At 60.5% G+C, this 26,398-nt stretch carries 22 protein-coding genes and 1 tRNA gene; all 23 read left to right on the top strand.

Annotated elements, in window-relative coordinates:
- Positions 1-801 carry an SDR family NAD(P)-dependent oxidoreductase gene (locus AC1RJW_RS12745; RefSeq protein WP_493045248.1) on the top strand — a complete coding sequence of 267 codons (801 nt, stop codon included), beginning with the start codon at positions 1-3 and terminating at the stop codon, positions 799-801.
- Positions 802-814: 13 nt separating this feature from the next.
- Positions 815-1,327 (top strand): MarR family winged helix-turn-helix transcriptional regulator, encoded by a 513-nt coding sequence (locus AC1RJW_RS12740; RefSeq protein ID WP_493045247.1) that lies wholly within the window; start codon positions 815-817, stop codon positions 1,325-1,327.
- 2 nt (positions 1,328-1,329) lie between these two features.
- A complete protein-coding gene (locus tag AC1RJW_RS12735; protein WP_493045246.1) occupies positions 1,330-2,184 on the top strand; it encodes an enoyl-CoA hydratase family protein in 855 nt (284 codons plus the stop codon).
- Between the two features lie 4 nt (positions 2,185-2,188).
- Positions 2,189-3,349: an acyl-CoA dehydrogenase family protein gene (locus AC1RJW_RS12730; protein WP_493045245.1), complete on the top strand. Its 1,161-nt coding sequence runs from the start codon at positions 2,189-2,191 to the stop codon at positions 3,347-3,349.
- 26 nt (positions 3,350-3,375) lie between these two features.
- Positions 3,376-3,768, top strand: coding sequence for a RidA family protein (locus AC1RJW_RS12725; RefSeq protein ID WP_493045581.1), 393 nt, complete (start codon positions 3,376-3,378; stop codon positions 3,766-3,768).
- A gap of 122 nt (positions 3,769-3,890) precedes the next feature.
- Positions 3,891-4,625: a PEP_CTERM-anchored TLD domain-containing protein gene (locus AC1RJW_RS12720; RefSeq protein ID WP_493045244.1), complete on the top strand. Its 735-nt coding sequence runs from the start codon at positions 3,891-3,893 to the stop codon at positions 4,623-4,625.
- Positions 4,626-4,690: 65 nt separating this feature from the next.
- Positions 4,691-4,765: transfer RNA gene (locus AC1RJW_RS12715), tRNA-Arg, on the top strand.
- Between the two features lie 172 nt (positions 4,766-4,937).
- Positions 4,938-6,830: an ATP-binding cassette domain-containing protein gene (locus AC1RJW_RS12710; protein ID WP_493045243.1), complete on the top strand. Its 1,893-nt coding sequence runs from the start codon at positions 4,938-4,940 to the stop codon at positions 6,828-6,830.
- A 175-nt stretch (positions 6,831-7,005) separates the two neighbouring features.
- Entirely contained in the window at positions 7,006-7,668 is a 663-nt protein-coding gene (locus tag AC1RJW_RS12705) for a CAAX prenyl protease-related protein (RefSeq protein ID WP_493045242.1), read from the top strand.
- An 88-nt stretch (positions 7,669-7,756) separates the two neighbouring features.
- On the top strand, positions 7,757-8,980 hold the full coding sequence (gene epsL / locus AC1RJW_RS12700) for an XrtB/PEP-CTERM-associated polysaccharide biosynthesis outer membrane protein EpsL (RefSeq protein ID WP_493045241.1): 1,224 nt from the start codon (positions 7,757-7,759) through the stop codon (positions 8,978-8,980).
- A gap of 8 nt (positions 8,981-8,988) precedes the next feature.
- Positions 8,989-10,371 (top strand): undecaprenyl-phosphate glucose phosphotransferase, encoded by a 1,383-nt coding sequence (locus tag AC1RJW_RS12695; RefSeq protein WP_493045240.1) that lies wholly within the window; start codon positions 8,989-8,991, stop codon positions 10,369-10,371.
- A gap of 638 nt (positions 10,372-11,009) precedes the next feature.
- Positions 11,010-12,020, top strand: a complete 1,011-nt coding sequence (locus AC1RJW_RS12690) for an EpsD family peptidyl-prolyl cis-trans isomerase (RefSeq protein WP_493045239.1) — start codon at positions 11,010-11,012, stop codon at positions 12,018-12,020.
- A 42-nt stretch (positions 12,021-12,062) separates the two neighbouring features.
- Positions 12,063-12,851 carry a polysaccharide export protein EpsE gene (epsE, locus tag AC1RJW_RS12685; RefSeq protein WP_219117531.1) on the top strand — a complete coding sequence of 263 codons (789 nt, stop codon included), beginning with the start codon at positions 12,063-12,065 and terminating at the stop codon, positions 12,849-12,851.
- Between the two features lie 65 nt (positions 12,852-12,916).
- On the top strand, positions 12,917-14,332 hold the full coding sequence (gene epsF / locus AC1RJW_RS12680) for a chain length determinant protein EpsF (protein ID WP_493045238.1): 1,416 nt from the start codon (positions 12,917-12,919) through the stop codon (positions 14,330-14,332).
- A 20-nt stretch (positions 14,333-14,352) separates the two neighbouring features.
- The gene (epsG, locus tag AC1RJW_RS12675; protein ID WP_493045237.1) at positions 14,353-15,228 is read left to right on the top strand and encodes a chain length determinant protein tyrosine kinase EpsG; all 876 of its coding nucleotides are present in this window, start codon (positions 14,353-14,355) and stop codon (positions 15,226-15,228) included.
- An 11-nt stretch (positions 15,229-15,239) separates the two neighbouring features.
- Positions 15,240-16,136 (top strand): exosortase B, encoded by an 897-nt coding sequence (gene xrtB, locus AC1RJW_RS12670; protein WP_493045236.1) that lies wholly within the window; start codon positions 15,240-15,242, stop codon positions 16,134-16,136.
- On the top strand, positions 16,133-16,819 hold the full coding sequence (epsI, locus tag AC1RJW_RS12665; RefSeq protein WP_493045235.1) for an exosortase-associated protein EpsI, B-type: 687 nt from the start codon (positions 16,133-16,135) through the stop codon (positions 16,817-16,819). Before xrtB ends, epsI begins: the two co-directional genes overlap by 4 nt.
- 20 nt (positions 16,820-16,839) lie before the next feature.
- A complete protein-coding gene (locus AC1RJW_RS12660) occupies positions 16,840-18,486 on the top strand; it encodes a hypothetical protein (RefSeq protein ID WP_493045234.1) in 1,647 nt (548 codons plus the stop codon).
- Between the two features lie 46 nt (positions 18,487-18,532).
- A complete protein-coding gene (locus tag AC1RJW_RS12655) occupies positions 18,533-20,029 on the top strand; it encodes a hypothetical protein (RefSeq protein WP_493045233.1) in 1,497 nt (498 codons plus the stop codon).
- A gap of 297 nt (positions 20,030-20,326) precedes the next feature.
- Positions 20,327-22,564, top strand: a complete 2,238-nt coding sequence (locus AC1RJW_RS12650; protein WP_493045232.1) for a heparinase II/III domain-containing protein — start codon at positions 20,327-20,329, stop codon at positions 22,562-22,564.
- Between the two features lie 162 nt (positions 22,565-22,726).
- Positions 22,727-23,914 (top strand): glycosyltransferase, encoded by a 1,188-nt coding sequence (locus AC1RJW_RS12645; RefSeq protein WP_493045231.1) that lies wholly within the window; start codon positions 22,727-22,729, stop codon positions 23,912-23,914.
- 85 nt (positions 23,915-23,999) lie between these two features.
- Positions 24,000-24,989: a glycosyltransferase family protein gene (locus tag AC1RJW_RS12640; protein ID WP_493045230.1), complete on the top strand. Its 990-nt coding sequence runs from the start codon at positions 24,000-24,002 to the stop codon at positions 24,987-24,989.
- Positions 24,958-26,385 carry a phenylacetate--CoA ligase family protein gene (locus AC1RJW_RS12635; protein ID WP_493045229.1) on the top strand — a complete coding sequence of 476 codons (1,428 nt, stop codon included), beginning with the start codon at positions 24,958-24,960 and terminating at the stop codon, positions 26,383-26,385. Before AC1RJW_RS12640 ends, AC1RJW_RS12635 begins: the two co-directional genes overlap by 32 nt.
- The last annotated feature ends 13 nt before the right edge of the window (positions 26,386-26,398 follow it).

Raw genomic sequence — 26,398 nt, 5'->3', positions numbered from 1 at the left:
ATGAACAAGGAAGCATTGAAGGGCACGTTATCAGGAAAACATGCGCTGGTGACGGGCGCCGGCAGCGGCATCGGGCTCGCCTGTGCGGGCGCCTTGCTGGACGCGGGCGCCAGGCTTACCCTGGCCGGGCGCGATGGCGCGCGGCTGGCGCGCGCGCGCATGCAGCTGGAAGAGGCGGGCCACGCGGGCAGGGTGGCCATCTGCGTGCTCGACGTGAGCGTGGAAGCATCCGTGCAGGCAGGCTTCGCGCAGGCCGCCGCGCATTTCGGCCGCATCGATATCCTGGTCAACAACGCGGGCCAGGCGCATGCAGCGCCATTCGGCAAGACGGATGCCGCCATCTGGCAGCAGATGCTGGCCGTGAACCTGACGGGCGTGTTCCACTGCTGCCAGGCGGTCATGCCGGCCATGCTGGACGCGGGCTGGGGGCGCATCGTCAACGTGGCGTCGACGGCGGGCCTGAAAGGCTATCGTTACGTCAGCGCCTATGTCGCCGCCAAGCATGGCGTGATCGGCCTGACGCGCGCGCTGGCGCTGGAAGTGGCGCCGCGCGGCGTCACCGTCAACGCCGTCTGCCCCGGCTACACGGAAACGGACATGGTGGCGCAAGCCGTGCAGAACATCGTGCGCAAGACGGGACGCGGCGAAGACGCGGCGCGCGCGGAACTGGTGGCTGGCAATCCGCAGCAGCGGCTGGTGCAGCCGCGCGAAGTGGCCGATGCGGTGGCCTGGCTCTGCCTGCCCGCGTCGTCCGCCATGAATGGACAATCGATCGCCGTCGCCGGCGGCGAAGTCATGTAACCGAATGAAGATCATGGATAAAGAACCCGATAACATGCAGGACGAACCCGTGCTGGACCTGTCCAGCCGGCTGACGCAGGATCACCACCAGTCGCTCAAGCTGTGGCTGCGCATGCTCTCGTGCACGGTGAAAATCGAAAACGAGGTACGCACGCGCTTGCGCGCCACCTTCGGCATCACTTTGCCCCGCTTCGATTTGATGGCGCAGCTCGAGCGCTTTCCCGAAGGTTTACGCATGGGCGAACTGTCCAAACGCATGATGGTTACAGGCGGCAATATCACGGGCATCACCGACCAACTGGAGCAGGAAAAACTGGTGGCGCGCGTGGTCGATCCGAAAGACCGCCGCTCGTACAGCGTCAAGCTGACGCCGGCCGGCCGGCGCGCCTTCGACGAGATGGCGCGCGTGCATGAGGGCTGGATCGCCGAACTGCTGCACGGCGTGACGCCGGACGACAAAAACCAATTGATCGACCTGCTGTCGCACATGAAGCAGCAGTTGAATAACACCTCAATAAAGGACTGACCATGCGCCATCTACCCGGCCAGCCGCAAGACCTGCCAGGCAACCGCGCCAGCTTGGGCCATTACGCCGCACGGCATTTTCTGTTTTCCGTCGAAGGTGGCGTCGCCACCCTGACCTTGCACCGGCCCGAGCGCAAGAATCCGCTCACCTTCGATTCATATGCGGAGCTGCGCGAGCTGTTCCGCGCGCTGGCGCATGCGGACGACGTTAAGGCCGTGGTGATCACGGGCAGCGGCGGCAATTTCTGCTCGGGCGGCGACGTGCACGACATCATCGGCCCGCTGACGCAGCTCGACATGCCCGGCCTGCTGGCGTTTACCCGCATGACGGGCGACGTGGTGAAAGCCATGCGCGCCTGTCCGCAGCCCATCGTGGCCGCCATCGACGGCATTTGCGCGGGCGCCGGCGCCATGCTGGCGCTGGCCTCCGATATCCGCATCGGCACGGCGCGCAGCAAGACGGCCTTTTTGTTTACCCGCGTGGGCCTGGCCGGCTGCGACATGGGCGCCTGCGCCTTGCTGCCGCGCGTGATCGGCCAGGGCCGCGCTGCCGAGCTGCTGTACACGGGACGCTCTCTGGCCGGAGCCGAGGCTGAACGCTGGGGCTGGTTCAATCGCCTGGTCGAGCCGGAAGAACTGGCCGAGGCGGCGCAGCTGTTCGCCGCCGGCCTGGCCAGCGGCCCCACCTTCGCACACGGCATGACGAAAAAAATGCTGCAGCAGGAGTGGAACATGGGCGTCGACGAGGCCATCGAGGCGGAAGCACAGGCGCAGGCCATCTGCATGGCCACCAACGATTTCCACCGCGCCTATCACGCCTTCGTGGCGAAAGAAAAACCGCAATTCGAGGGCGATTGAGAAGATGAACAATACACGCGATACCACTTACCTGGAGTGGCCATTTTTCGAAGCGCGCCATGCAGCGCTTGAGTCCGAGCTTGATGCGTGGGCGGCGCAGCACCTGGGCGACGAGCATGGCGCCGACGTCGATGCGGCTTGCCGCGCGCGGGTGGCGCAACTGGGACAGGGCGGCTGGCTGACATACGCCACGGGCACCGATGGCAAGATCGATACGCGCGCCATCTGTCTGATGCGCGAAACCCTGGCGCGCCACGACGGCCTGGCCGATTTCGCCTTCGCCATGCAGGGACTCGGTTCCGGCGCCATCGGCCTGTTCGGCAGCGCCGGGAACAAGGCGCGCTATTTGCCGGACGTAGCCAGCGGCAAGCGCATCGCCGCCTTTGCCCTGTCCGAGCCGCAGGCCGGCTCCGACGTGGCGGCCATGGCGTGCGCCGCGCGCCGCGACGGCGACGAGTATGTGCTCGACGGCGAAAAGACGTGGATCTCGAACGGCGGCATCGCCGACTTTTACGTGGTGTTTGCCCGCACGGGCGAGGCGCCGGGCGCGCGCGGCATCAGCGCCTTCATCGTCGACGCCGACAATCCGGGGCTGGAAATCGCCGAGCGCATCGCCGTCATCGCGCCGCATCCGCTGGCGCGCCTGCGTTTCAATCACTGCCGCGTGCCCGTGTCGCAGCGCCTGGGCGAGGCGGGGCAGGGCTTCAAGGTGGCGATGGCCACGCTCGATGTCTTCCGCACGTCGGTGGCCGCCGCCGCCCTGGGCTTTGCGCGGCGCGCGTTCGACGAGGCGCTGCGCCACGCGACAAAACGCCAGATGTTCGGCCAGAGCCTGGCGGACTTCCAGTTGACGCAGGCAAAATTGGCGCAGATGGCCACCGGCATCGACGCGGCCGCGCTGCTGACCTACCGCGCCGCCTGGCAGCGCGACCAGGGCCGCAAGGTGACGAAGGAGGCGGCGATGGCCAAGCTGACGGCCACCGAGACGGCGCAGCAGGTGATCGACGCGGCCGTGCAGCTGTTTGGCGGCATGGGCGTGGTCAGCGGCCATCCGGTCGAGCGCCTGTACCGCGAGATCCGCGCGCTGCGCATCTACGAGGGCGCCAGCGAAGTGCAGCAATTGATCATCGCGCGCGAACTGCTGCGTGAGGCGGCGGACGCATGAACAGCATGGACAACGAGGAGAACACGATGCAAGTGCTGCAACCACCAGGATGGGCCAAGCCGCGCGGCTATGCGAACGGCGTGGCCGCCAGCGGACGCACGGTGTATGTCAGCGGCATGATCGGCTGGGATGCGCAGGGCCAGTTTCATACGGACGATTTTGCGGGACAGGTGCGCCAGGCGCTGCAGAATGTCGTCGCCGTGCTGGCCGAGGCGGGCGCCTTGCCCGAGCACATCGTGCGCATGAACTGGTATGTGCTGGACAAAAAGGAATATGTGGCGGCATATCCACAAATTGGCGTTGCCTACAGGGAAATCATCGGCAAGCACTACCCGGCCATGACGGCCGTGCAGGTGGCGGGACTGATCGAGGACAGAGCGAGGGTGGAGATCGAGGTGACGGCGGTGCTGCCCGGCTGAATTTCTGCTATGAAATATTGCGTAATAGTATCTAAATAATAAATATAAAAACATTATCTATCGTGTTATATTTGGCAACCGGAACATACACCGGTTTTAAATACTGACAGTCGAGGTAGAGGATGCGCAATAATTTCAGAGCGGTAATAGGTGCGGTGCTGGCCGTGGCAGGTATGGGTTTTTCCCTGGGCGCGCAGGCGGGACCCGGTGCGTCGCTACTCTCTCCCGGCTATCAGGTGCAGCTGGAAAGCTGGCTCGGTGAAGGCCATCTGGCACTGACCAACATTTACAGCAAGGCAACGGGCGACACTTCGCTTGATTTTCACAAGGCCTCCGATGGCAAGGGGCGCACGTTTTCCGTCATGGAGGCTACAAATTCATCTGGCAAGACGTGGCTGGTGGGCGGCTATAATCCGCAAAGCTGGAGTTCCACCGATGGCATGCATGTGACAATGCCGGATAGTGCCCGCACGGGATTCCTGTTCAATCTGACGTCGGGCCTGATGCTGCCGCAATTGAAGCAGTATTTCAATGGCGATGAAATCGGCAAGGATCAAACCTATAACGATAGCAATTTTGGTCCCACCTTCGGCTATGGCCACGACCTGTATGTGCCACAGGATCTGACGCACGGCGGCAGCTCCTTCCTGTACACCTATAATTTTCGTGGACAGCCATCGACAGGGATCAGTTTGCTCGATGGCTCCGCGTGGCATGGCAACGACGTGACCTTCGGCGCCATCCAGGTATTTTCCATCAGTGCCGTGCCGGAACCGGCCACCTACGGGCTGCTCCTGGCAGGATTGCTTGTGCTGCTGGTGCGTCAGCGCGGCAGGGTTACGGCCCGCGTGGCCTGAAGTGGCGCTGCCCGCTTGCCAGGCTGTTAATGGCGGGCGCTTGCCTGTATAATGCCGCTGCGCGTGTCGCCATCGTACAATGGATAGTACAAGGTCCTCCTAAGACTTAAATGCAGGTTCGATTCCTGCTGGCGACACCACGTTTCCACGCAACGCGCGTCGGCAGCCTGTGATCATCCAGGCGGTAGTTACCGGTCGATGGCGATTGAAGTCCGAGTTATCGGTACAATGCGTGCTTCATTCATCCAATCGGCGGCTGTTTTGCACACCACGCGGTGTGCGCGAGACGGCGCCCGAGCACTCTTACTCATTATGGCTGTCATTTCTCTTTCATCGGCGCAACTTGCGTTCGGTCACGTCGCGCTGCTCGATCACGCGGAATTTTCACTGGAAACCTCGGAGCGGGTCGGCTTGATCGGCCGCAACGGCACGGGTAAATCGTCGCTGTTGAAGGTTATTTCGGGCAAGTTCAAGCTCGATGACGGCTTGTTGGTGATGCAGCAAGGCATCAAGATCGCCTATGTGGAGCAGGAACCGCAATTCGACCCGGACATGTCCGTGTTCGACGCCGTCGCTTCCGGCATGGGCGAATCGCAGGCGTGGCTGAAGGAATACGATGCGCTGACGGGCCAGTTTGGCCAGGGCAATGACGACGAACTGATGGAACGCATGCACGACATCCAGGTCAAACTCGATGCGGCCGATGCGTGGAGCTTGCCGAACAAAGTGGAAACCGTGCTCGACCGTCTGAACCTGACGGGCGACATGCTGATGAAGACTTTGTCGGGCGGGATGCAGAAGCGCGTGGCCTTGGCGCGCGCGCTGGTGTCGGCGCCCGACGTGCTGTTGCTCGATGAGCCCACCAACCATCTGGACTTCAGCTCCATCCTGTGGCTGGAAGGCTTGTTGCGCGACTTCAAGGGCAGCGTGCTGTTCATTACCCATGACCGCTCCTTCCTCGACAACGTTGCCACGCGCATCATCGAGCTGGACCGCGGCCGCTTGCTGTCGTATCCGGGCAACTTCACGGCTTACCAGACCCGCAAGGCGGAGCAGCTGGAAATCGAAGAGGTGGAAAACGCCAAGTTCGACAAGTTCCTGGCGCAGGAAGAAGTGTGGATACGCAAGGGCGTCAAGGCGCGCCGCGTGCGCGACGAAGGCCGTGTGCGCCGCCTGGAAGCGCTGCGCCTGACGCGCAATGCGCGCCGCGAACAGCAGGGCCAAGTAAAACTGGACGTGTCGGCCGGCGAACGCTCGGGCAAGATCGTGGCGGATCTGGAAAACGTTTCCAAGATTTATGGCGACAAGGTCATTGTCAAGGATTTCAGCGCGACCATCTTGCGCGGCGACAAGGTTGGCCTGATCGGCGCCAACGGCGCCGGCAAGACCACCTTGCTGAAGATGATCCTGGGCCAGGAAGAGTCGGACACGGGCACCATCCGCCTGGGTACCAAGCTGCAAGTGGCGTATTTCGACCAGATGCGCACGCAGCTGAACGAAGAGGCGAACCTGATGGAAACCATCGCGCCAGGCAGCGACTGGGTCGAGATCAATGGCCAGCGCCGCCACGTGATGACGTATTTGAACGATTTCCTGTTCGCGCCGGAACGTGCCCGTTCGCCCGTCAAGTCGCTGTCCGGTGGCGAGCGCAACCGTCTGTTGCTGGCGCGTCTGTTTGCCAAGCCAGCCAACGTGCTGGTGCTCGATGAGCCGACCAATGACCTGGATATCGATACCCTGGAATTGCTGGAAGAGTTGCTGGAAGAATACACCGGCACCGTTTTCCTCGTCAGCCATGACCGTACCTTCCTCGACAACGTGGTCACGCAGGTGATCGTCGCCGAAGGCGAGGGCAAGTGGCGTGAATTCGTCGGCGGCTACACGGACTGGGAGCGCGTGCGCACCTTGCCGATCGCCACGGCGCCCGCCAGCAAGCCGGCCGTGAAGGTCGAGGCTGCCACACCTGTTGCCAAGCAGAAAAAGCTCAGCTACAAGGAACAGCGCGAACTGGAAGAGCTGCCGAAATTGATCGCCAAGCTGGAAGACGAGCAATCGGTGCTGGCCGCCGAACTGTCGCATCCGGACTTCTACAAGAAGACGCCTGCCGAAGGCAAGCGCCTGAATGCACGCGTGGCGGAGATCGAAGGCGAACTGCTGGAAGCGCTGGAAAAGTGGGAGCAGATCGAGGCGCGCGCCAACGGTTGATGCTGTTTGCATACCCCGTTGTAATTAAGTCAGGATTATTTGCCACGGCAACGGTTCGGCTTGATATAATTATATAATTATATTTATTACATCGGAGGATGCATGTTTGTCATGAAAAACACGCGCTCCGGACCACCGCGTCCGGCGCGTGGTACCACCTCCGGTGCGCGGCAGCATGTTTGACCGCGCCGCCTTGCCCCGGGTAGCGCCATTCCTGGCCTATCTTTCCTTCATTTTCATTGCCGACATGCTCGGCCGGCTCGGCTTTGCCGCGCAGGAGTTGCGCTGGCTGTATGCCGTCAAGATCGGCGTCGTGCTGGGCATGCTGTTGTATTGGCGCCGCAGTTACACGGAACTGCGATGGGTGCCGCTGGGCGCGCGCGCCCTGGCCGTGGCGCTGGCCACCGGGCTTGTTGTTTTTTTGTTGTGGATTAATCTGAGCGCCAGCTGGATGACGATCGGCAATGCCGACGGCTTCGACCCGCGCAACGACGGCCGGATCGAATGGAGCCTGGTGGTGCTGCGCATCGCCGGTGCGGCCCTGGTGGTGCCCGTAATGGAAGAGCTGTTCTGGCGCTCCTTCCTGCTGCGCTGGATCGATGCCCCTGATTTCCTGCAATTCCAGCCACGCCTGGCCAGTGCCAAGGCGTTTATTGTCAGCGTGGTATTGTTTGGTTTCGAACACAATTTGTGGCTGGCCGGTATCGTTGCCGGTGCCGCTTACAGCTTGCTGTACATGCGCAGCCAGAACCTGTGGTCGCCCATCCTCGCCCATGGCGTGACGAATGGCGTGCTGGGCCTCTGGATTGTTTCCGGTGGACACTGGACTTACTGGTAATATTGCCAATCAACTGTTTGCTCTCTCAAAGACAATGCCCATGTTGAATTCACCGTATCATTGCCAGGCCCGTACCGGGCAACCAGGAATGCAGCGCAACCGCTTGGCCTCGGCCCTGGCGCGCATATTGCCCACGTCGCTCTTGCTTGCTGGCGGTGCCGCCTGCTGCTTGCCGGCCAGCGCCGCCATCAGCGATACGATCTCGCCTTTCATCTCGACCTCGTACTCCTATGACGACAATCTGTTCCGGATCGACGACAAGGTGCCTGGTTTTGACGGACAGCGCTCCGATACCTCGCGCCAGGTGCAGGCGGGATTCCTGATCAATCGTCCCATCGGCCGGCAATTGCTGACGGGCCAGGTAAAGTGGTCGCGCGTTTACTTTGATCATTTTGACCAGCTCGACTACACGGGCAAGGACTATCTGGCCGACCTCGAGTGGCATATTGCCAATCACCTCGAAGGCCACGTGGGCGCCAGTTATTCGCAGACCCTGACGCCGTTCAGCGATTTGCAAAGCTCGGACCGTAACTTGCGCACGATACGCCGCGAATATGTGAATGGCGGCTGGCGCTTTCATCCCAGCTGGCGCGTACGGGGCGGATTCTCGCGCGACAAATATACCTATGATTCGATCGTGCAAAAAATTTCTGATAGGCAAGAAGACGCCACCGAGCTGGGCCTCGACTATTTGCCGGCCAGCAATAGCCGGATCGGCATACAACTGCGCCATCTGAAAGGCACCTATCCGAACCGGGCGAACCTGGCCGCGTTTGGCATTGAGCAAGGATACGAGCAGGATGAGGTCAAGGCGAACATCTACTGGCGTTTCAGCGGCGTGACGCAAGTGCAGCTGCTTGGCGGCTGGGTGAAACGCAAGAACGATCTCTTTTCAGGGCGCGATTCCAGCGGCGCCAATGGCCGGGTCACCGTGTACTGGGCGCCGCTCGGCAAGGTGCGTTTTACGGGCAGCGTGTGGCATGAATTTGCTGCCGTGGAAAATTCCCTGATCACCAGCAGCTTGAACAATGGCGCCAGCCTGGCTGCCGCCTGGGATATTTCGGCCAAAGTGCGCATGGATGCCCAGGTCCGGCGTGAAAAACGCGATTTCTCCGCCGCCAGTGGCCTGGTGCTGGCAAACGACGTGAGCGATACGACGCGCACGTCGTCGATCGGCCTGACCTATGCGCCGCGGCCGAATATCCAGCTGGGCATCAATGCCTTCCAGGATACGCGCAAGGGCGCCCCTATTATCAATACTGGCAGCTACCGTGCCAAAGGCGCATCGCTTAGCGCCAGCATCCAGTTCTGAAGAGTATTATGACGGTCAATGATATACCCCTGATTTCGTTTTTCCAGCGCATCCTCGATCCCTTGATCATCATGGGCACGCTGTATCTGCTGTCTGCCCTGTCAGGTTCGCCATTTACCGGTTACTCGCTGGTATTGATGATCCTTGCGTTCTTTATTTCATCATCCGTATTCCAGTATGTCGATCCCTATCGTACCTGGCGTAGCGGCCGCATGCTGGCGTATGCCCGCGATGTCTTCGTCAGCTGGGGCATCACGGCCCTGATCCTGGTCTTCCTGGGCTCGGCGACCGGACTGGCGTTTCATTACGACCACGATCTGGTGCTGGCCTGGTTCCTGTTGACGCCGTTTGTGTTGCTGCTTAGCCATCTGGCCGCGCGGCGCATGGTGGCCGATCCCGGGCGCGACAGTGAAGTGCGCTCCGTCGTCATCATTGGCGCCAACGACGCCAGCCTGAAATTTGCCGCCACCGTCGAGCGTCACCCGAACCTGTTCATGAGCGTGCGCGGCTTTTTTGACGACCGCACCGATGACCGCTGGCCCGAGACGATGCGCGAGCCCATGCTGGGCAAGATGGCCGATATCGCTGCCTATGTGCGCGAACACAATATCAAGATGATATTCATCAGCCAGCCCATTTCGGCCCAGCCGCGCATCCGCAAGATGCTCGATGAATTGCAGGATACGACGGCATCCGTGTATTTCTTGCCGGATATCTATATCTTCGATTTGATGCAGGCGCGCTTCGACAACGTGGGCGGCATGCCGGTGATCGCCATCCGTGAGTCGCCATTTACCGGTTTTAACAGCATGGTCAAGCGGGGTAGCGACATCGTGCTGGGCTTGTTGATCCAGATCATGCTGTTGCCAGTGATGCTGATCATTGCCATTGCCGTCAAGGCGACGTCGAAGGGCCCCGTGATCTTCCGCCAGCGCCGCTACGGCCTGTATGGCGAGGAAATCATCGTCTATAAATTCCGCTCGATGACGGTCAGCGAGGATGGCGACAAGGTGGTGCAGGCCACCAAGAATGATCAGCGCGTGACGCGTATCGGCGCCTTCCTGCGCCGGAGTTCGCTCGATGAGTTGCCGCAATTTATCAATGTGTTGCAGGGCCGCATGAGCATCGTCGGTCCCCGTCCTCATGCGGTGGCGCACAACGAGCAATACCGCAAGCTGATCAAAGGCTACATGCTGCGCCACAAGGTCAAACCGGGCATTACGGGCTGGGCCCAGGTCAACGGCTTGCGCGGCGAGACGGAAACGCTCGACAAGATGGAAGCGCGCATCCATTTCGACCTCGATTACCTGCGCAACTGGTCGCTGTGGCTGGACTTGTGGATCATTTTGCGTACCGTCAAGGTGGTGCTGAAGCGCGACAATGCACATTGAGCGCAGTGGTGCAGCAACACTGCAGGGAATTTGTTTTGCGTCAGATCAATACGCGTTAAAATGAAGCAAGCATTCGAAGTAGGGGCCCATGGCCCGTACCGGGCAACCCAGGCGCTAATGCAAAGAGCCATATGAGACAGGCGCGACAACATCATGTGACGGCGGGTGGCGACGCGTGTCTCGCACCCGGAGCCAGCCTGGCTGCGGGCCAGCCTGGCTTGTCCATCCTTGCCTTCCGCGCGCGCCTGTACTTGCCCATGCCGCGCTTCAGACTACGGCCCCATCCTCGCCGATCCTGCGCGGGTACGCGTTACGACAGCGTGTCCGCACGAAAACTTCATTCGCATCAAGCACGAGAAGTGCTATTTTGTTAAGCTGCGCATAGATGATTCATGGTGTTGGCGGTCAGTTTTCTTGGAAACAGTTGTTTTTAAGCCTTCTTAATGGATTTTTAAGCAAATACTTTCCGGCCACTCTTGTACATTGTGTATCATATTTATAATATTGACAATTGTGTGGTCAAGCAGCATAATTTCGCGGGAAATTTGTGTTTTTTGCTAATGTTTTGTACGTAAATATTGTTTCAATGTTTATCGTTGGCAGCAACCGATTTCCTTACCTGAACTCAAGGAGCAATTTTGAACCATTCGCACATCGCCCGTCTGATCGCGCCCATCTCCGTATTCTCCCCACGTTTGCTGTGTGCGGGCCTGGTCTTGCTGACGGCTGTCAGCTTGTCTGCTTGTGGCGGCAAGGAAAAAAAGCCTGGCCAGGCCCTGGCCAGTGTGAACGGTGAAGAAATTACCGTGTTGCAGCTAAATGAGGAATTGCAGCGCGCCAATGTTCAAGCTGCCCAGCAGGAAGCGGCCAGCAAGCAGTTGCTGGAATCGCTGATCGACCGCCAGTTGCTGCAGAATGAAGCCGTCAAGGAAAAAGTGGACCGCGATCCGAAAGTGGTGCAGGCTGTCGAGCGCGCGAAGGCGCTGATCATTGCGCAGGCGTACATGCAAAAACGCATCGGCACCATCACGCGGCCGACGAAAGCGGACGTGGAAGACTACTACAACAAGAATCCGCAATTCTTCAGCCAGCGCAAGCAGTTCGACATGCGCGAGCTGGTGATCGCCAGCGCCGACATGAATGACCAGCTGAAGGCTGCGATGGACGCCGCCAAGTCGCTGGACGATGTGGCCGCCTGGCTCGACAACAACAAGGTCAAGTATGCGCGTACGCAATTGTCGCGCACCAGCGCCGACCTGGCGCCGGAACTGAGCGCGAAATTGCTGGCGATGCCCAAGGGGCAGCTGTTCATCATTCGCGAAGGCGACCGCACCTTGCTGATTTCGCTGGCGGACATTCGTGACAATCCGGCCAGCCTGGCACAGGCGGCGCCGCAGATCGAGCAGTTCCTGTTCAATAAGAAAACCAAGGATAGCGCTGATGCTGAGCTGAAGCGGCTGCGTGCCAGCGCCAAGATCGACTACCTGAACAAGGATGCCGGCGGCAAAGCTGCGGCCAGCGTACCGGCAGCGGCAGCCGCAGCGGCGAGCGTAGCGGCGCCAGTCAAGACGCCGGCACCTGCCGCGCCTGCGCCGGCAGCGTCCAGCTCCTCGGAAGCCAATGATCGTGGTGTTGCAGGCTTGAAGTAAGCCGCAGCTTTTACTGAGTACTCTTTTGAAAATGAACCAATCATGAAACGACTGTCAATGTGGTGCATGGCTCTCCTGCTGACACTGAGCGCCGGTTTTGCCGGTGCTGCCGATGTGCTGCTGGGCGCTGGCGACGTGCTGAAAATTTCCGTGTATGGCAGTCCCGACCTGGCGCTGGAGACGCGCGTCAGCGAAGCGGGAGAGATCACCTTCCCGCTGGTGGGCAATGTGGCACTGGGTGGCTTGTCTGTCTCCGCGGCAGAAAAGAAACTGGGCGGCTTGCTGGAGGGCGGCGGCTTTCTGCGCAAGGCGCAGGTCAACATCATCGTGACCTCGCTGCAGAGCCAGCAGGTGTCGGTGCTGGGCCAGGTGAACCGGCCGGGACGCTACCCGCTGGAAGGCAAGCGTAGCGTGATGGATATCCTGGCCATGGCAGGCGGCATCGCCGGCGACGGCAGCGAGACTGTCAGCCTGATCCGCAAGCGCAACGGCCAGTCCACCAAGGAAGAGATCGACATCGTTGCCATGGTGCGTGATGCAAACCTGAACCGCGATTTCGATTTGGCTGGCAACGACGTGATTTATGTCGAGCGCGCGCCGCGTTTCTATATCTATGGCGAAGTGCAGCGTCCTGGCGCCTTCCGCCTTGAACGCTCGATGACGGTATTGCAGGCCCTGTCCGTGGGCGGCGGCCTGACGGCGCGCGGCACGGAGCGCGCCATGCGCATCAAGCGCCGCGACGCCGATGGCAAGATCCAGGTAATTACCGCGAAGCATGATGATTTGTTGCAAGTGGATGACGTTGTATATGTTCAGGAAAGCTTGTTTTAAGCAGCGCCTGTTTGCCAGCGTTGCCGTCAGCTTGTAAGGCTATTTAATAAAATGAGAGTTTAAAGATGAATTTTTCACAATTTCTGCTTGTCCTGAGAGCGCGCCAGCGGATCGTCTTTATTACGCTCCTGCTGACGGTGGCCACCACGTTGATCGTCAGCCTGATCTTGCCGAAGACGTATAAGGCCACCAGTTCGCTGGTGCTGAACTACAAGGGTGTCGATCCGCTGACCGGGCTGACCATGCCGGGGCAGCTGTTGCCTGGCTATATGGCGACGCAGATCGACATTATCAGCAGCAAGAACGTGGCGCTGCGCGTGGTCGACCAGCTGCACCTGGCCGACAGCCCGGCCGTCATGGCGCAGTTTCGCGAAGCGGCCGACGGCCGCGGCACGATCCGTGACTGGCTGGCCGACCTGCTGCTGAAGAAGCTGGAAATCGTGCCATCGCGCGAGAGCAGCGTCGTCGACATCAGCTTCAAGGGCGCGGACCCGCAATTCGTGGCGGCCGTCGCGAATGCCTTTGCCGATGAGTATCAAAAGATCAATGTACAATTGAAAGTCGAGCCCATGAAGAAGGCCGCGGCCTACTTCAGCGAACAGACCAAGTTGCTGCGCGATAACGTCGAGACGGCACAGAGCCGCCTGTCGAAGTACCAGCAGGACAATGGCATCGTCAGCCTCGATAACCGGCTGGACGTGGAATCCAACCGCCTCAACGACCTGTCGGCGCAATTGGTGGCGGCGCAGGGCCAGTTGATGGAAGCGTCATCGCGCCAGCGCATGGCGCAGAGCATCAACGGCGCGGAGTCGCCGGACGTGGCGTCCAATCCCCTGATTCAAAACCTGAAAATCGGCCTGGGCGCGGCGGAATCGAAATTTGCCGAAGTCTCGCAGCGCCTGAGCCCGAATCACCCGCAATACCAGAGTGCGAAAGCGGAAGTGGACAAGCTGCGCGCGGACCTGCGCGACCAGCTGCAAGTGGCGTCGCGCAGCGTGGGCGGCAATGCGCAGATCTTTGCCCAGCGCGAAGCGTCGATCAAGTCGGCCCTGGCGGCCCAGAAAGCCAAAGTGCTGGAATTGAACCGGACCCGCGACGAGATGAATGTGCTGAACAAGGATGTCGAAAGCGCGCAGCGCGCCTTCGATGTCGCCTCGCAACGCTTCTCGCAGACGAAGATCGAAGGGCAGTCGGACCAGTCTGATATTGCCGTGCTGAATCCGGCCGTGCCGCCGATCGAGCCGGCTGGCCCGAAAGTCCTGCTCAACACGGTCCTGTCCGTCTTCCTGGGCGTGCTGCTGGGTCTTGGCCTGGCCATGCTGGCGGAAATGCTGGATCGCCGCGTGCGCTCCGAAAGCGATTTGTCCGATTCGGTGCAGATTCCCGTCCTGGGCTCGATCGCCTGGAATGAGACGAAACGTCCGCGCTCACGCTCGCGCCTGTTGCGTGCCATTCTTCCCCGCCGCCTGCGGTTGAACTAATCTTTATTATGGATCTGACGATGAATCATCCCGCACTCCCCATCCCGCCGGCCGGCTTGCCGAAGCGTGGCGATTCGAGCATCGGTGGCCTGCTGCTTGAGTCAGGCAAGATCACGGCAGAAAATGCCGAGCGCGTGCTGCGCATGCAAAAGGAGCTCGGTATCCGCTTTGGCGAGGCGGCCCTGCGTCTGGGGCTGATTACCGAAGCCGATATCCAGCAGGTGCTGGCGCAACAGTTCGAGTATCCGTACCTGCAGCCGGGCGAGTCCAGTTTTTCGCCGCGCCTGGTGGCCGCCTTCGATCCGTTCAGCCCGCAAGTGGAAACGCTGCGCGCCGTGCGTAGCCAGCTGATGCTGCGCTGGTTCGCGCGCGGGCGCAAGGCGCTGGCCATCGTTGCGGTCGATTCCGGCGATGGCGCCAGCCTGTTCGCGGCGAATCTGGCCGTGGTGTTTTCGCAGCTTGGCGAACAGACCTTGCTGGTCGACGCCAATTTGCGCCAGCCGCACCAGCAGGACATTTTCGACTTGAAAAGCCGCCAGGGCCTGTCCGATGTGCTGGCAGGCCGTGCCGACCTGTCCGCGACCACCAAGATCGACTCGTTTGTCGACCTGTCCGTGTTGTCGTCCGGCACCTTGCCGCCGAATCCGCAAGAGTTGCTCAGCCGCAGCTCGTTTGGCAACCTGAATGCGCAGCTCGAATCGCGCTACGACGTGGTGCTGTACGACACGGCGGCGTTCGCCACGGCGGCCGATGCGCTGGCCATCGCCGGCCGGGTGGGCGGCGTCTTGCTGGTAGTGCGCAAGAACAAGACCCATCTGGACGATATCATGACCATGTGTGACCAGGTCACCCACGCGGGTGCCGAAGTAGTGGGTTCCGTGCTTGTCGACTTTTGATGGACAGCACCATGAATTCGGCGACGCTGCAAAAAATCCCCGCTTTGCAAAAAGTGGAGGAATGGTGGCCGATCGCGCTGGGCATGGCGATCCTGTTCCTGCCGACATTCTATGATCTGATGCATGGTATCTGGGCAACGGAAGAACAGGCGCACGGCCCGATCATCCTGGCGTTGTCGTTGTGGCTGCTATATCGCCAGTGGCCGCGCATGACGCAGGATCCTGTCCGCGTGAAGAGCGCCTCGGGCTGGGTCTTCGTCGCCATCGGCCTGCTGCTGTATGTCCTGGGCCGCTCCCAGCAAGTGCTGGCGTTCGAGATTTCCTCCTTCATCATCCTGCTGGCGGCCATCGTGCTGCTCAATTTTGGCTGGCGCGGCTTTGCCAAGGTGTGGTTTCCGTTTTTCTTCATGCTGTTCATGGTGCCATTGCCAGGCCAGGTAGTGAGCTTGCTGACGATGCCGATGAAGATGGCCGTGTCGTACGTGACCGAGCACATCCTGTTCTGGGTCGGTTATCCGATCGCGCGCACCGGCGTCATCTTGCAAGTGGGACAATACCAGCTGCTGGTGGCCGATGCCTGCGCCGGGCTGCAGACCTTGCTGACGCTTGAAGCGCTGGGCCTGTTTTATCTGAACGTCGTGCGCCATACGGCCGTGCTGCGCAATGTCGTGCTGGCACTGCTGATCATCCCGATTTCGTTTACGGCCAACGTCATCCGCGTGATTGTGCTGACGCTCATCACCTATCACTTTGGTGATGCTGCCGGACAAGGTTTCCTGCACGGTTTCGCCGGCATGGTGCTGTTCCTGACGGCCCTGTCGCTGATCCTGGCGACCGATAGCCTGTTGCAGTGGATCGTCCGCCGCCGCGCACGCCGCGCCACCCCATCGAGCGAGGGTACACCATGAAGAAGCCACTGCTGACGAGTTTGATACTGGGTGTCCTGATGGCCGGTTCGGCGGTGCTGACCAAGGCCGTCACGCCCACTGTCAAGATTGCCGACCTGCAGGCGAAGTTCAATCTTGAAACCATGATCCCCGAGCGCTTCGGCGACTGGCAGGTGGACCGTTCCATTGCGCCGCTGCAGATCGATCCCGAGGTGCAGGCAAAACTGGACAAGATATACAACCAGACCTTGTCGCGCACGTATATCGACAGCCAGGGGCGGCGCGTGATGCTGTCGATGGCCTATGGCGGGGACCAGGGCGATAACATGGGCGTGCACAAGCCCGAGATCTGCTACGGTGCGCAGGGCTTTGAAATCACGAAGGAAAGCAACGAGCGCCTGCAGACCGCGTATGGCAGCTTGCCGATCAAGCGCCTGATGGCGGTCAATGGCAGCCGCAACGAGCCGATCACGTACTGGATCACGATCGGCGACAAGGCCACCAAGCCCGGCATGGAGCAGCGCTTGCAGCAATTGCGCTACGGCTTGAGCGGTACCGTGCCCGACGGCATGCTGGTGCGCGTGTCCAGCATCGATACGGACCGCAGCGCTGCCTATCAAATGCAGGATTTATTCGTCAAGGAAATGTTGAGTAGCTTATCACCGGCATCCCGCACCAAACTGGTTGGCGTGTTCAGCGGCTAGTGGCTGCGTAAAAGAGAGTAATGATGAAGATGCCATTTTTCGCTGGCCGCGCCAGGGCAGGCGCCGCGCCTGCGCCTTTGACCAAGCGCAAGGCAAACAATACGCGCCTGTCGCTGCTGTTGCTGTTCCCCTTGCTGTTCCTGGCCTTGCTGGTGGGCGCCGTCGCCGGCCTCGACTCGCCGGTACTGCTGGTGATCGTCAGCGGCGCCATCTTTGCCATGCTGGCGTTTTTCCTGGTCAATGCCAATATCCTGCTGCATCTGCTGTTCGTGGTTACCTTTGTCATACAGGGTTCCGCGCTGTATTTCTTCGGCTTGCGCTCGGCCACCTGGATCGCCGTGGGGATGGCGGGCCTGTTCGGCATGCGCACTTTCATGGATCTGGTCGTCAAAAGCCGCCAGCAGCGACGGGGCGCTGCCTCGGAGGGGCGGCCGGTTACGCTGATCATGCTGCCTTTCTTTGCCTACCTGCTGTGCTACATGGTGTCGATCGTCCTGAACCGTCCATCGGCCGGCCAGCTGATGTCGGCCTTGAAGTCGAACTTGCCGGTGTTTGGCGTGCTGCTGTCCTTCTACTGGTTTGCCTGGCGCCCGGCGACGCTGGAGCGGCTGTGGCAGTCGCTGATCTGGATCGGCGTGCTGCAGTTGCCCGTCGTGCTGTATCAGCATTTTTTCGTCTCCACCAAGCGCGACAACGGTTTTGACTCGGTCGTGGGAACCTTCGGCGGGACGCCCCTCGGTGGCGGACTCAGCTCGATGCTGGTGCTGTTCATCGTTGCTGTCAGCGTATATGCGCTGGCGCGCTGGAGCCGGGGGCTCATGTCGCGCCCGCTGGCACTGCTGGTGTTTGCGATTGGCCTGGCCGTGATTCTGCTGGGCGAGGTGAAAGCGGCGTTCGTCTGGCTGCCGCTGGGCGTGTTCATTGTCTTGCGCCAGCGGATCATGAAAAACCTGTTTTCCGTGATTGCCTACGGCATCCTGGCCGTCGCCATGCTCGGCAGTATTTATTTCGTGTATAACGCGCTGTACTGGGGCCAGACCCTGAACCACAGCAAGGGGCTGGAAGGCAAGCTCGATGCGGGCGGCGGCTACTTTTTCGATACTCACAACGTCAATTATCTGACGGGGGAAATCAGCCGCGGCGCTTCGCTGGCGCTGTGGGCCAAGGATGCCACGGCAAGCATACCCAAGCGCCTGCTGGGCTATGGCCCGGGGGCGAGCAAGTCCAGCAGTTCCATCGGCGGCAGCGGCGTCATTGCCCGCCGCTTCGCGCCGCTGAACGTGGATGCCACCGCCCTGGCGGTGCTGCTATGGGATGTGGGCGTGCTGGGGGCGGCCGCGTATAGCCTGATGGCCGTGGGCGGCGTCATCCTGGGCTGGCGCTACATGCGGCGCGGGCAGGGCAGCGCGGCGCAAATGGCGATCGTCGAGGCCAGCGTGGCGGTGCTGCTGATTTATGTCTCGCTGTTGATCTACAACCGCACCATGCTGGACGAACCGACCGTGCAACTGCTGTACCTGTTCTGCCTGGGCAGCGTGGTCCAGGTTTGCCGCTATGGCCAGGTGGCGGCGACGGCCGGGCCAGCGGAAGCGGAGGTGCCCGTGCGCCCGCGCTGGCGCGCGGCCAGCCCCGCAGGGGCAATGCGCTGGAGCACGCATGGGGAATAATCCATACGTTGCTTCCCGTATGGTTTCGCAAGCAAAATGGTTCGCCTTGGCAAAGGTTGGGGTGGCCATTGCCTCGCTGCTGACCCAGTTCGTGCTGGTGCGTAATCTGGGCGTGGACGATTACGCGGCATATACGATTTTTGTCGCCGGCACGGCCGTGCTGGTGTTCGTCACCATGTTCGGCATGGACCGCGTGGTGTACCGCTTCATGCCGCCCCTGCGCGAAGCCGTCAAATGGCGCGAATTGCTGCTGCTGATGCTGGGCCTGATATCGGCGCGCCTGGCGCTCATGCTGTTATTACTGCTGGGCCTGTATTTCTTCTCATCGCTGCTATTGCCGAAGCAGATCATCGAACAGTCATCCTCGATTCCCCTGCAATACATTGCCTATGGGCTCAGCTCGGCCTGTAACGATAGCCTGCTGATCTTTTGTAACAGCCTGGGCTTGCAGAAGCGCCAGGCCATGTTGTTCATGCTGGCCGGCTGCGTGCGCCTGGCCGGCTTGTCCAGCCTGGTATTCATCCACGATCTCGGCGTGGTCGACGTGGCCAATGTCTTTGCCGTCACCGAATGCGTGCTGTCGCTGGCCTTGCTGCTGGTACTGGCCCGTGAATTTGCGCATTTGCGGCACAACGCGCCGCCGCCCCTGCCGCTCAGCTTTGGTTTTTCGTTCCGCGCCCTGTGGCGCGACAGCCTGGGAACGCAGGCGGCATACATGCTGGGGCTGCCGTTCCGTGGCGCGCTGCTCAAGCTGATCGTCGGTGCGGTGGCCACGCCCCTGGTCACGGCGTCGTTCGGCTTCTTCCAGACCTTGTCGGACCGCGCCTACCAGTTCATGCCCATCTTCCTGGCCAAGGGCATAGTCGAGCCGTCGCTGGCCAGCGATTACAGCAAGTACCACGATATCGAGCGTATCCGCTCCGCCGTGTCGCTGTTGCTGCGCTTCAATTACGTCATCATCGGACTCGGTATTGCCAGCCTGATCGGTTGCGGCGAACCCTTGATCAACTGGGTGACCCACGGCCGCTATGGCAGCGAGATGCTGCTGGCGGTATTGATCGTGCTGCAGTTGGCAGGGATGAGTCTGGGCGAATCGCTGTTTCTCAGTTTGAACCCCATCGGCCGCATTTCGCACCATAACCGCCTGTGGCTGTGGTTTTCCTTGCCCTTCCTGGGCTTGCTCGGCTTGTGCGCCTATCTGCGCAGTCCGCTGCTGCTGGTGCTGGTGAGCACGATGCCGTACTACATCATCTATGGCTGGCTGCGTTGGGTGAACAGGGAGCCTAGCCTGCAACAGGGACTGGGTATCGGATTGCCAGTCTTGTTGCGCCTTGTCGCGGCCGTCGCTGGTGCGGCACTGATTGCCCGCCTAGTGTTGTTCATGCCTGGTGGTAATTTTGTCATCGTCGCCGCGCTGCTGGCCTGTGTGGCGGCCTATCTGCTGGCCCTGCGTTTTGTCGGTTTGTTCAAGCGCACGGAACTCCCCACTCTGGCGCGCATCTCGCCCCGTTTTGCACGCCTGTTGGAACCAATTTCATCATAATAACATTATCCTAAGTTCATGTAATTTCTTCGATAATATTGTCAACTTCTTCAAAAGTGGTGGCTAATGTCGTTACGCAACAAAACGCAAGAGTTTTGGTTTTTTGCTTTTGATGATCATTCCCTTTCCTGTATAGTTGCTTCAACGCAGAGAGATTTGTGCTGCATCGTCCGCGCAGGGCATGCTGGACAACCTTTCCCGCTTTCCATCTTTGACTGATTTGCACGGCAATAGTTCAGGTATGGTGCGGCGCGCCGCCTGGTGCGCTTTTGGTTTTCCTTATTTGGAGCTACTTTCATGAAGTTTCCCACAACGACGCTCGTTCGCTTGCTCATCCTCGCCTGCTTGTGTGTCAGCGGTGGCAGCCGCGCAGATTGGGTGATTGCGCCTGATATCGAGGCGGTCAAGCCCTTGCCTAGCGATAATCAGCGACAGCCACAGAATCCTCCTGCCTTCTCGTGGTCCCAGCATAAAACGCAGCCACCGGCGTATGTGCTGGAAGTGAGTCTGAACGGTGCGGTTGCCTATACGTACACGACGTCGCGCAATTGGGTCTTGCCGACGGTGGCGTATGCTCCCGGCAACTACTCCTGGCGCGTGCGGCCATCCACCACGACGGAATGGTCGAACCCCCGTTACTTCACGATCGATAGTGCCTCCGCCGTGTTTGTCGTGCCCGACACCAGCGTCGTGATCGCCAACGTCAAGAAGCATGCACGTCCACGCATGCTGCAGCCAGGTTTCCTCACCTCTTCCCAATGGACGACGGCCATGCGCGCAGAGCGCGCCGCGCCGTTGGCCAACATGGTGAGCGAGGTGACATACAAGATGGCTTACATGCCGGCGGTGAAAGATAGCGACTGGCCGCTGGTGAATACGGGCGTGGCGACGGCCGCCCTGAGCGCCCAGAACGCCGACATCCGCACGCGCATCAATACCACCGGACGCCAGCTCGAATCGGCGGCCTTGTTGTATCGATTGACGGGAGAGGCGCGCTACCTGAACGAAGCATTCGTGCGCGGCGATCAGTTTGCCAAGCTCAGCCCGACCGGTCCCACCAGTTATGCCAATCAGGATCAGGGAACGCGCGTGATTGCCCTGTCGATGATCAAGGCGATCGATTTCCTGTCCGCCGAAATCGATGCCCCGCGCCGTGCCGCCTGGCTGAATGTGATCGCCCTGCGCACCACGGATATTTACAAGGATTTAAGCGGGAATAACAATCGGCTTGACCAGTATCCGTACGATTCGCACGGCGGGACCAATCTGGGTTTCCTGGCGCTGATATCGACGCTGGCCATCGGTGAGATACCGCAGGCGGATGTCTGGTTCGATTTTGCCTTCCGTTCCTATGTCAATACGGTGTATGCATGGAGCGGCCCTGAAGGCGGATTTGCCAATGGCACGGCGTACGGACAATATACGGCAGATTATGCATTGCAAATATGGCAACCTTTGTCCGAGGCGACGGGCGTGAATATCTTTGCCAAGCCTTGGTCGAATGGCTTCCTGAACTTTTTTGCCCATTTCGTGCCGCCAGGCGCCGGTTCCCATGCGTTTGGCGATGAAAGCGAACTGAAACCGGATTTCCGCTACATGAAGGCGTATGCCTCGCGCTTCTCGACGCCGGCCGCCGCCTGGTATGCACGCAACATCGTGGGTGATGAAGATTTCCTCACCTTGCTGCAGGCTCCTTATCCATTGCCTTACACCAAGGCTGCAGCCCTCGTTGCACCGCCCAACGCCGCCCTGTATCCGAGCATCGGCTGGGTCGCCATGCATAGTGATCTGACCGATCGCGCCCGGACATCGGTGTATTTCAAGTCCAGCCCGTTTGGCTCATACAATCATAGCCACGGCGATCAGAACAGCCTGATCCTGAGCAGTGGCGGGCGTCCCTTGTTGATCGAGGCCGGCTATATGGACTGGTATGGTTCGCCGCTGTTCAATTCCTGGTATCGTCAAACCCGGTCGCATAATGCGATTACGTATGATGCCGGCATTGGTCAGTTGGTTGATGGCAATACGGTCAATCTGGGCCGGAATGGCAAGATTCTCAGTTTCGCCACGACGCCGGCTCTCGACTATACGGCTGGCGATGCGATCAATGCCTATGGCAGCGTCATGAGCAAGGCGGTGCGCAAGGTATGGTATTTCCGACCGAAGAATGTGGTGGTGGTGCAAGATCTGCTGGCCGCGCCGGCGCCGCACAAGTTCGAATGGAATCTGCACGCGGCCGCGCCTATCGTGCCACAGGCCGATGGCTCCGTTTCCATCCTCAACGTGGATCGCAAGCTGTGCGCCCGCTCGATTTCAACCGAGCCAGCCAGCTATGAAACGCGCAGCGGTCCGCCGCCGCAAGCGGGCAAGTTCGAAGCGCATGGTGCCTTCGTCAAGCCGGCGGCGACGAGCGGCGAGTTCCTCGTATTGCTCGACGTCGGATGCCAGAATCTGCCTTACACGCTCAGTGCGCCGAGCGCTACCGGACGGACGCTGACGATTGACGGACAGTCAATTGTGATTCCAAATAACTAATTTTTATTAACAGAAAACGGAGCCGCGGTTATCATATGCGTGCTCCTCGCGAGCGATGGCTGATTTTCAGCCATCGCTTTTTCTTTTGCGCGCCCGCTTTTTACGGGCTAGTCACGGTGTCTTACTTTGAAACCACACAGCGTATTTCGTTTATTGCAATTGGTGCCAGAACCTTTGCCGACCTTCCGTGCCGACGTCGTTACCCTGTTTGGAAAGTATCTTCCCCGTCACGGCGTGGTGTGCGATATCGTCGGCAAGGCTGGCAAGGGTGAACTCGTTGACGGTGCCTATGCGAGCCAGTGGCGGCCGGCCGTGCAGTCCAGCCGCGTACGTCAGGAATGGGCATTCTTCAAGCTTTGCATGCGTCGGATTTTTGCTGCCAAGAAAGAGCAGTGCGACTTGATACAGGTGCGCGACATGGTGTCGACCGGCTTGTTCGCCATGCTGCTCGCGCGCTGGAAAGGCATTCCCTTTGCCTATTGGGTTTCGTTCCTGATGAGCGAGGGCCGTATCGCGCGCGCGCGCGCGGAAATCGCGGCGGGAGGCGGCCGCCGCTACCATGTGGTATTGCTCAAAGGATTGATCGAGCGTTTCCTGCTGTATAAAGTCGTGCTCAAGGGCGCAGACCATGTCTTTGTGCAGAGCGAAGCGATGAAGGCGTTGATGGTGGAGCATGGGGTTCCGGCGGAAAGGCTGACGGCCGTGCCGATGGGCGTCGATATGGAAATCCTGCACGGGGAAGCGTTGGCGCCACGCCGCCTGCCCGGCTGGGAAGACGTCCCCGTGCTCGCTTATCTCGGCACGCTCGATAGCTCGCGCGAACTGACGATGCTGCTCGATGCGCTGTTGCTTTTGCGCCGCCGCCAGCCCTCGGCACGCTTGCTGTTCATCGGCGATTCGCCGACGGCATCCGATGTGCCTGCCTTGATGGCGTATGCGGCGCGCCTGGGTGTTGCTGATGCGATTCATGTGACGGGCTGGCTGCCATCGCTGCAGGCGCTGGCTTTGCTATGCGGCGCCGATGTGGCGCTTTCCTATGTGCCGCGCGGTGCGCTGTTCGATTACAGCTCGCCGACCAAGCTGCTCGAGTACCTGGCGCTGGGCATGCCTTGCGTGGGCAATGACAGCCCGGACCAGGAAAACGTGTTGCGCGCCAGCGGAGCGGGTCGCTTGACTGCCAGCAACCCCGAGGCGATGGCCGAACAGATCGGCGGCATTCTTGCCGATCTGCCTGCCGCCCGTTTGCTTGCCGCCACCGGTCCGGCCTTTATTGACGAACAGCGCAGCTACCGCGTGCTGGCCAGCCGGCTCGCCTCCGTTTATCGGGAAGGCTTTGCTCAAAAGCCATAATATTGTAACAATTCTGTGCACTGCAGCAAAACGGTGGACGATGTCGCTATGCTATGTGATAATGTTTTTTTGAAAATGTTTTCTGATGATTCAAATAATCCTTTCTCAAGCTGGCGGCTACCAGGACGTTGTCGCCTACCTGCAACAGCAGGGAGCCCATGTCAGTAACATGGGGCCGGAGCGTGGCCGTGGCTCGTCGTTTCGCGGAAAACTGTCCATCCTGGCAGCCATGGTGTCGCCCAAGCTGTGGGGTGTGCGCAAGCTGTGGGGCAGCGACGATACCGTGCTGCTGATCGGCTGGCAGGCGCTCCCCATTCTGGCGATGATACGCTGCGGCCTGGTGACGCGCCCGCGCAAGCTGCTGGTGATGGCGTGTTTCGTCCATTCGCTGCGGGCGCGCCGCTGTCTCAACCTGCTCTGGCGCGCCCTGCGCTTCCCCGGGATGGGCTTCATCGCCTTCTCGAAAGGGGAGGGCGAGAATCTGATCCAGGCCGTCGGCATGGCGCCGCAGGACGTGCATTTCCACCTGTGGCGGCAGGAACTCTATGGTTTTGGCGGCGCCGCGGCAGCGGTCGAGGGCGACTATGTGTTCGCCGGTGGTTATTCCAACCGCGACTATGACTTGCTGTTGCAGGCCATGGCGGGTGTCAGCGCCCCGCTGGTGGTGGTGGCGGCAGAGCGCAATCACGTCGTGGTGCCGGCGCAATCGCGCGTCAGCCTGCACCTGGATTTGCCGGAGGCGCAGTTTGAGAGTCTGCTTGCCGCCAGCCGCGTCGTTGCCATGCCCTTGAAAAGCCAGGGCGAGGCATGCGGGCAAAGCGTGCTGCTGCGGGTATTGCGCAATCGCAAACCGCTGGTGGCGACCCGCCATGAGGCGATCGAGGCCTATCTGGGCAGCGATTATCCGGGCTTCGTGCCGCATGATGATGCCGAAGCCATGCGCGCGGCCCTCGAGCGTGCCGTCGAAGATGCTACATTTCGGAAAGCATTGAGCGATGCGATCGCGCAGGCGGAGTCCCGCCTGGCCAAGGTCGGCAGTCCAGGTGAAGAAATCCATCGTTTCCTGCTGCTCTGATGCCATCCATCCCACTCCTATCGGAAGCCCCGTTGCGGGAGCCACTGTGATTATGTCTTCAATCAAGAACGAACTGCGTTTCGGCATGCGAGCCATGCTACGCGATAATTTTTTGTTGCGGCGTGCCATGGACCGCCTCGCTGCACATGAACGCATGAGTGCCGACGAGCTGGCGCACTATTCCCGGTTGCGCTTGCATGCGAGCATGCAGCACGCCATACGTACGCTGCCCCATTACGCGGCCATGCCACGCGGTTTTACGCCAGCCCAGGCGGCACAGGTATTGCGCGAGCATTTTCCCGTGATCGATAAGGCGGCGTTGCTTGCACACCGTGCCGCGCTGTATCCGCATCAGGGCCGCAAACGGCCGTGGCAGGCCGCAGGGCAGACCAGTGGCACGACAGGCACGCCGTTGACGATTTTTCGCAGCATGCAGTCGGTATTGATGGAAAACGCCTTCATCCAGCGCCACTGGAGCTGGTCCGGCTACACGCCCCAGATGACGCGCGCCACCCTGCGTGGCGACATGGTGGCCGGGATCAACCAGACCAGACCGCCATTCTGGTTCTGGAACCGCTATAACCGCCAGTTGCTGCTGTCGTCGCGGCACCTGACCGAGGCGCATGCCGATGCGATCATCGACCGCCTGGAGCAGGCGGCGCCGGCCATGTTGCAAGCTTATCCGTCGACAGCCTACACGCTGGCCGGTTTCTTGCAGCGGCGCGGGCGGCGGCTCTCCATTCCGTATGTGTTTACGGCATCGGAACCGCTGTATCCGCATCAGCGCGCATTGATCGTCGAGCGCCTGGGTGCCACCATCATGGACATGTATGGAATGGCTGAGCGCGTGGCGTTCGCTACCGAGTGCGAACATGGTCACATGCACTTGAACAGTAATTATTCCCATGTGGAAATCCTGGACGAGCACGGCGAGGCGACTGACGGGGAGGGTTTCGTGGTGGGAACGACTTTTCATAATCTGGCCATGCCGCTGCTGCGTTACCGGCTCAGCGACCGCACCCGCTGGAAGCCTGGCCGCTGCGATTGCGGCAGGCCCTTTCCCATGATCGAGCCCGTTACCGGCAAATTTGAGGACAGCATCACCGGCAGCGGCGGTGCGGTGATCAGCCCATCCGTCCTGACGTTCGCTTTCAAGGGCGTCGATAACATCCTCAAGTCGCAAGTGGCGCAAGTGGGGGCTGCGCGCTGGGAAGTGCGCCTGCTGCCTGGCCCCGCCTTTTCCGATAGCGACAAGCTCAAGCTGCTTGACAACATTCACACCATGGTCGATTCCGGCGTCAGCGTGGAAGTTGTGCTGAAGACGGCCTTGCCCAACACGGCGGCGGGCAAGTTCCGCTGGGTGGTCAATGAGACGGCTACCCGCGCAAACGGCTAAGGCCGCGCGGCAG

The organism is Janthinobacterium sp. GW822-FHT07A03 (assembly GCF_058798815.1).
The sequence above is the reverse complement of the archived record's forward strand: the minus strand, read 5'-3'. Positions and strand labels throughout refer to the sequence as shown.

What these genes read in the sequence shown, in the direction of transcription:
- AC1RJW_RS12745 (WP_493045248.1), top strand. Translation starts at nt 1, where the DNA reads ATGAACAAGGAAGCATTGAAGGGCACGTTATCAGGAAAACATGCGCTG.
- AC1RJW_RS12740 (WP_493045247.1), top strand. Translation starts at nt 815, where the DNA reads ATGGATAAAGAACCCGATAACATGCAGGACGAACCCGTGCTGGACCTG.
- AC1RJW_RS12735 (WP_493045246.1), top strand. Translation starts at nt 1,330, where the DNA reads ATGCGCCATCTACCCGGCCAGCCGCAAGACCTGCCAGGCAACCGCGCC.
- AC1RJW_RS12730 (WP_493045245.1), top strand. Translation starts at nt 2,189, where the DNA reads ATGAACAATACACGCGATACCACTTACCTGGAGTGGCCATTTTTCGAA.
- AC1RJW_RS12725 (WP_493045581.1), top strand. Translation starts at nt 3,376, where the DNA reads ATGCAAGTGCTGCAACCACCAGGATGGGCCAAGCCGCGCGGCTATGCG.
- AC1RJW_RS12720 (WP_493045244.1), top strand. Translation starts at nt 3,891, where the DNA reads ATGCGCAATAATTTCAGAGCGGTAATAGGTGCGGTGCTGGCCGTGGCA.
- AC1RJW_RS12710 (WP_493045243.1), top strand. Translation starts at nt 4,938, where the DNA reads ATGGCTGTCATTTCTCTTTCATCGGCGCAACTTGCGTTCGGTCACGTC.
- AC1RJW_RS12705 (WP_493045242.1), top strand. Translation starts at nt 7,006, where the DNA reads ATGTTTGACCGCGCCGCCTTGCCCCGGGTAGCGCCATTCCTGGCCTAT.
- epsL (WP_493045241.1), top strand. Translation starts at nt 7,757, where the DNA reads ATGCAGCGCAACCGCTTGGCCTCGGCCCTGGCGCGCATATTGCCCACG.
- AC1RJW_RS12695 (WP_493045240.1), top strand. Translation starts at nt 8,989, where the DNA reads ATGACGGTCAATGATATACCCCTGATTTCGTTTTTCCAGCGCATCCTC.
- epsE (WP_219117531.1), top strand. Translation starts at nt 12,063, where the DNA reads ATGAAACGACTGTCAATGTGGTGCATGGCTCTCCTGCTGACACTGAGC.
- epsF (WP_493045238.1), top strand. Translation starts at nt 12,917, where the DNA reads ATGAATTTTTCACAATTTCTGCTTGTCCTGAGAGCGCGCCAGCGGATC.
- epsG (WP_493045237.1), top strand. Translation starts at nt 14,353, where the DNA reads ATGAATCATCCCGCACTCCCCATCCCGCCGGCCGGCTTGCCGAAGCGT.
- xrtB (WP_493045236.1), top strand. Translation starts at nt 15,240, where the DNA reads ATGAATTCGGCGACGCTGCAAAAAATCCCCGCTTTGCAAAAAGTGGAG.
- epsI (WP_493045235.1), top strand. Translation starts at nt 16,133, where the DNA reads ATGAAGAAGCCACTGCTGACGAGTTTGATACTGGGTGTCCTGATGGCC.
- AC1RJW_RS12660 (WP_493045234.1), top strand. Translation starts at nt 16,840, where the DNA reads ATGATGAAGATGCCATTTTTCGCTGGCCGCGCCAGGGCAGGCGCCGCG.
- AC1RJW_RS12650 (WP_493045232.1), top strand. Translation starts at nt 20,327, where the DNA reads ATGAAGTTTCCCACAACGACGCTCGTTCGCTTGCTCATCCTCGCCTGC.
- AC1RJW_RS12640 (WP_493045230.1), top strand. Translation starts at nt 24,000, where the DNA reads ATGATTCAAATAATCCTTTCTCAAGCTGGCGGCTACCAGGACGTTGTC.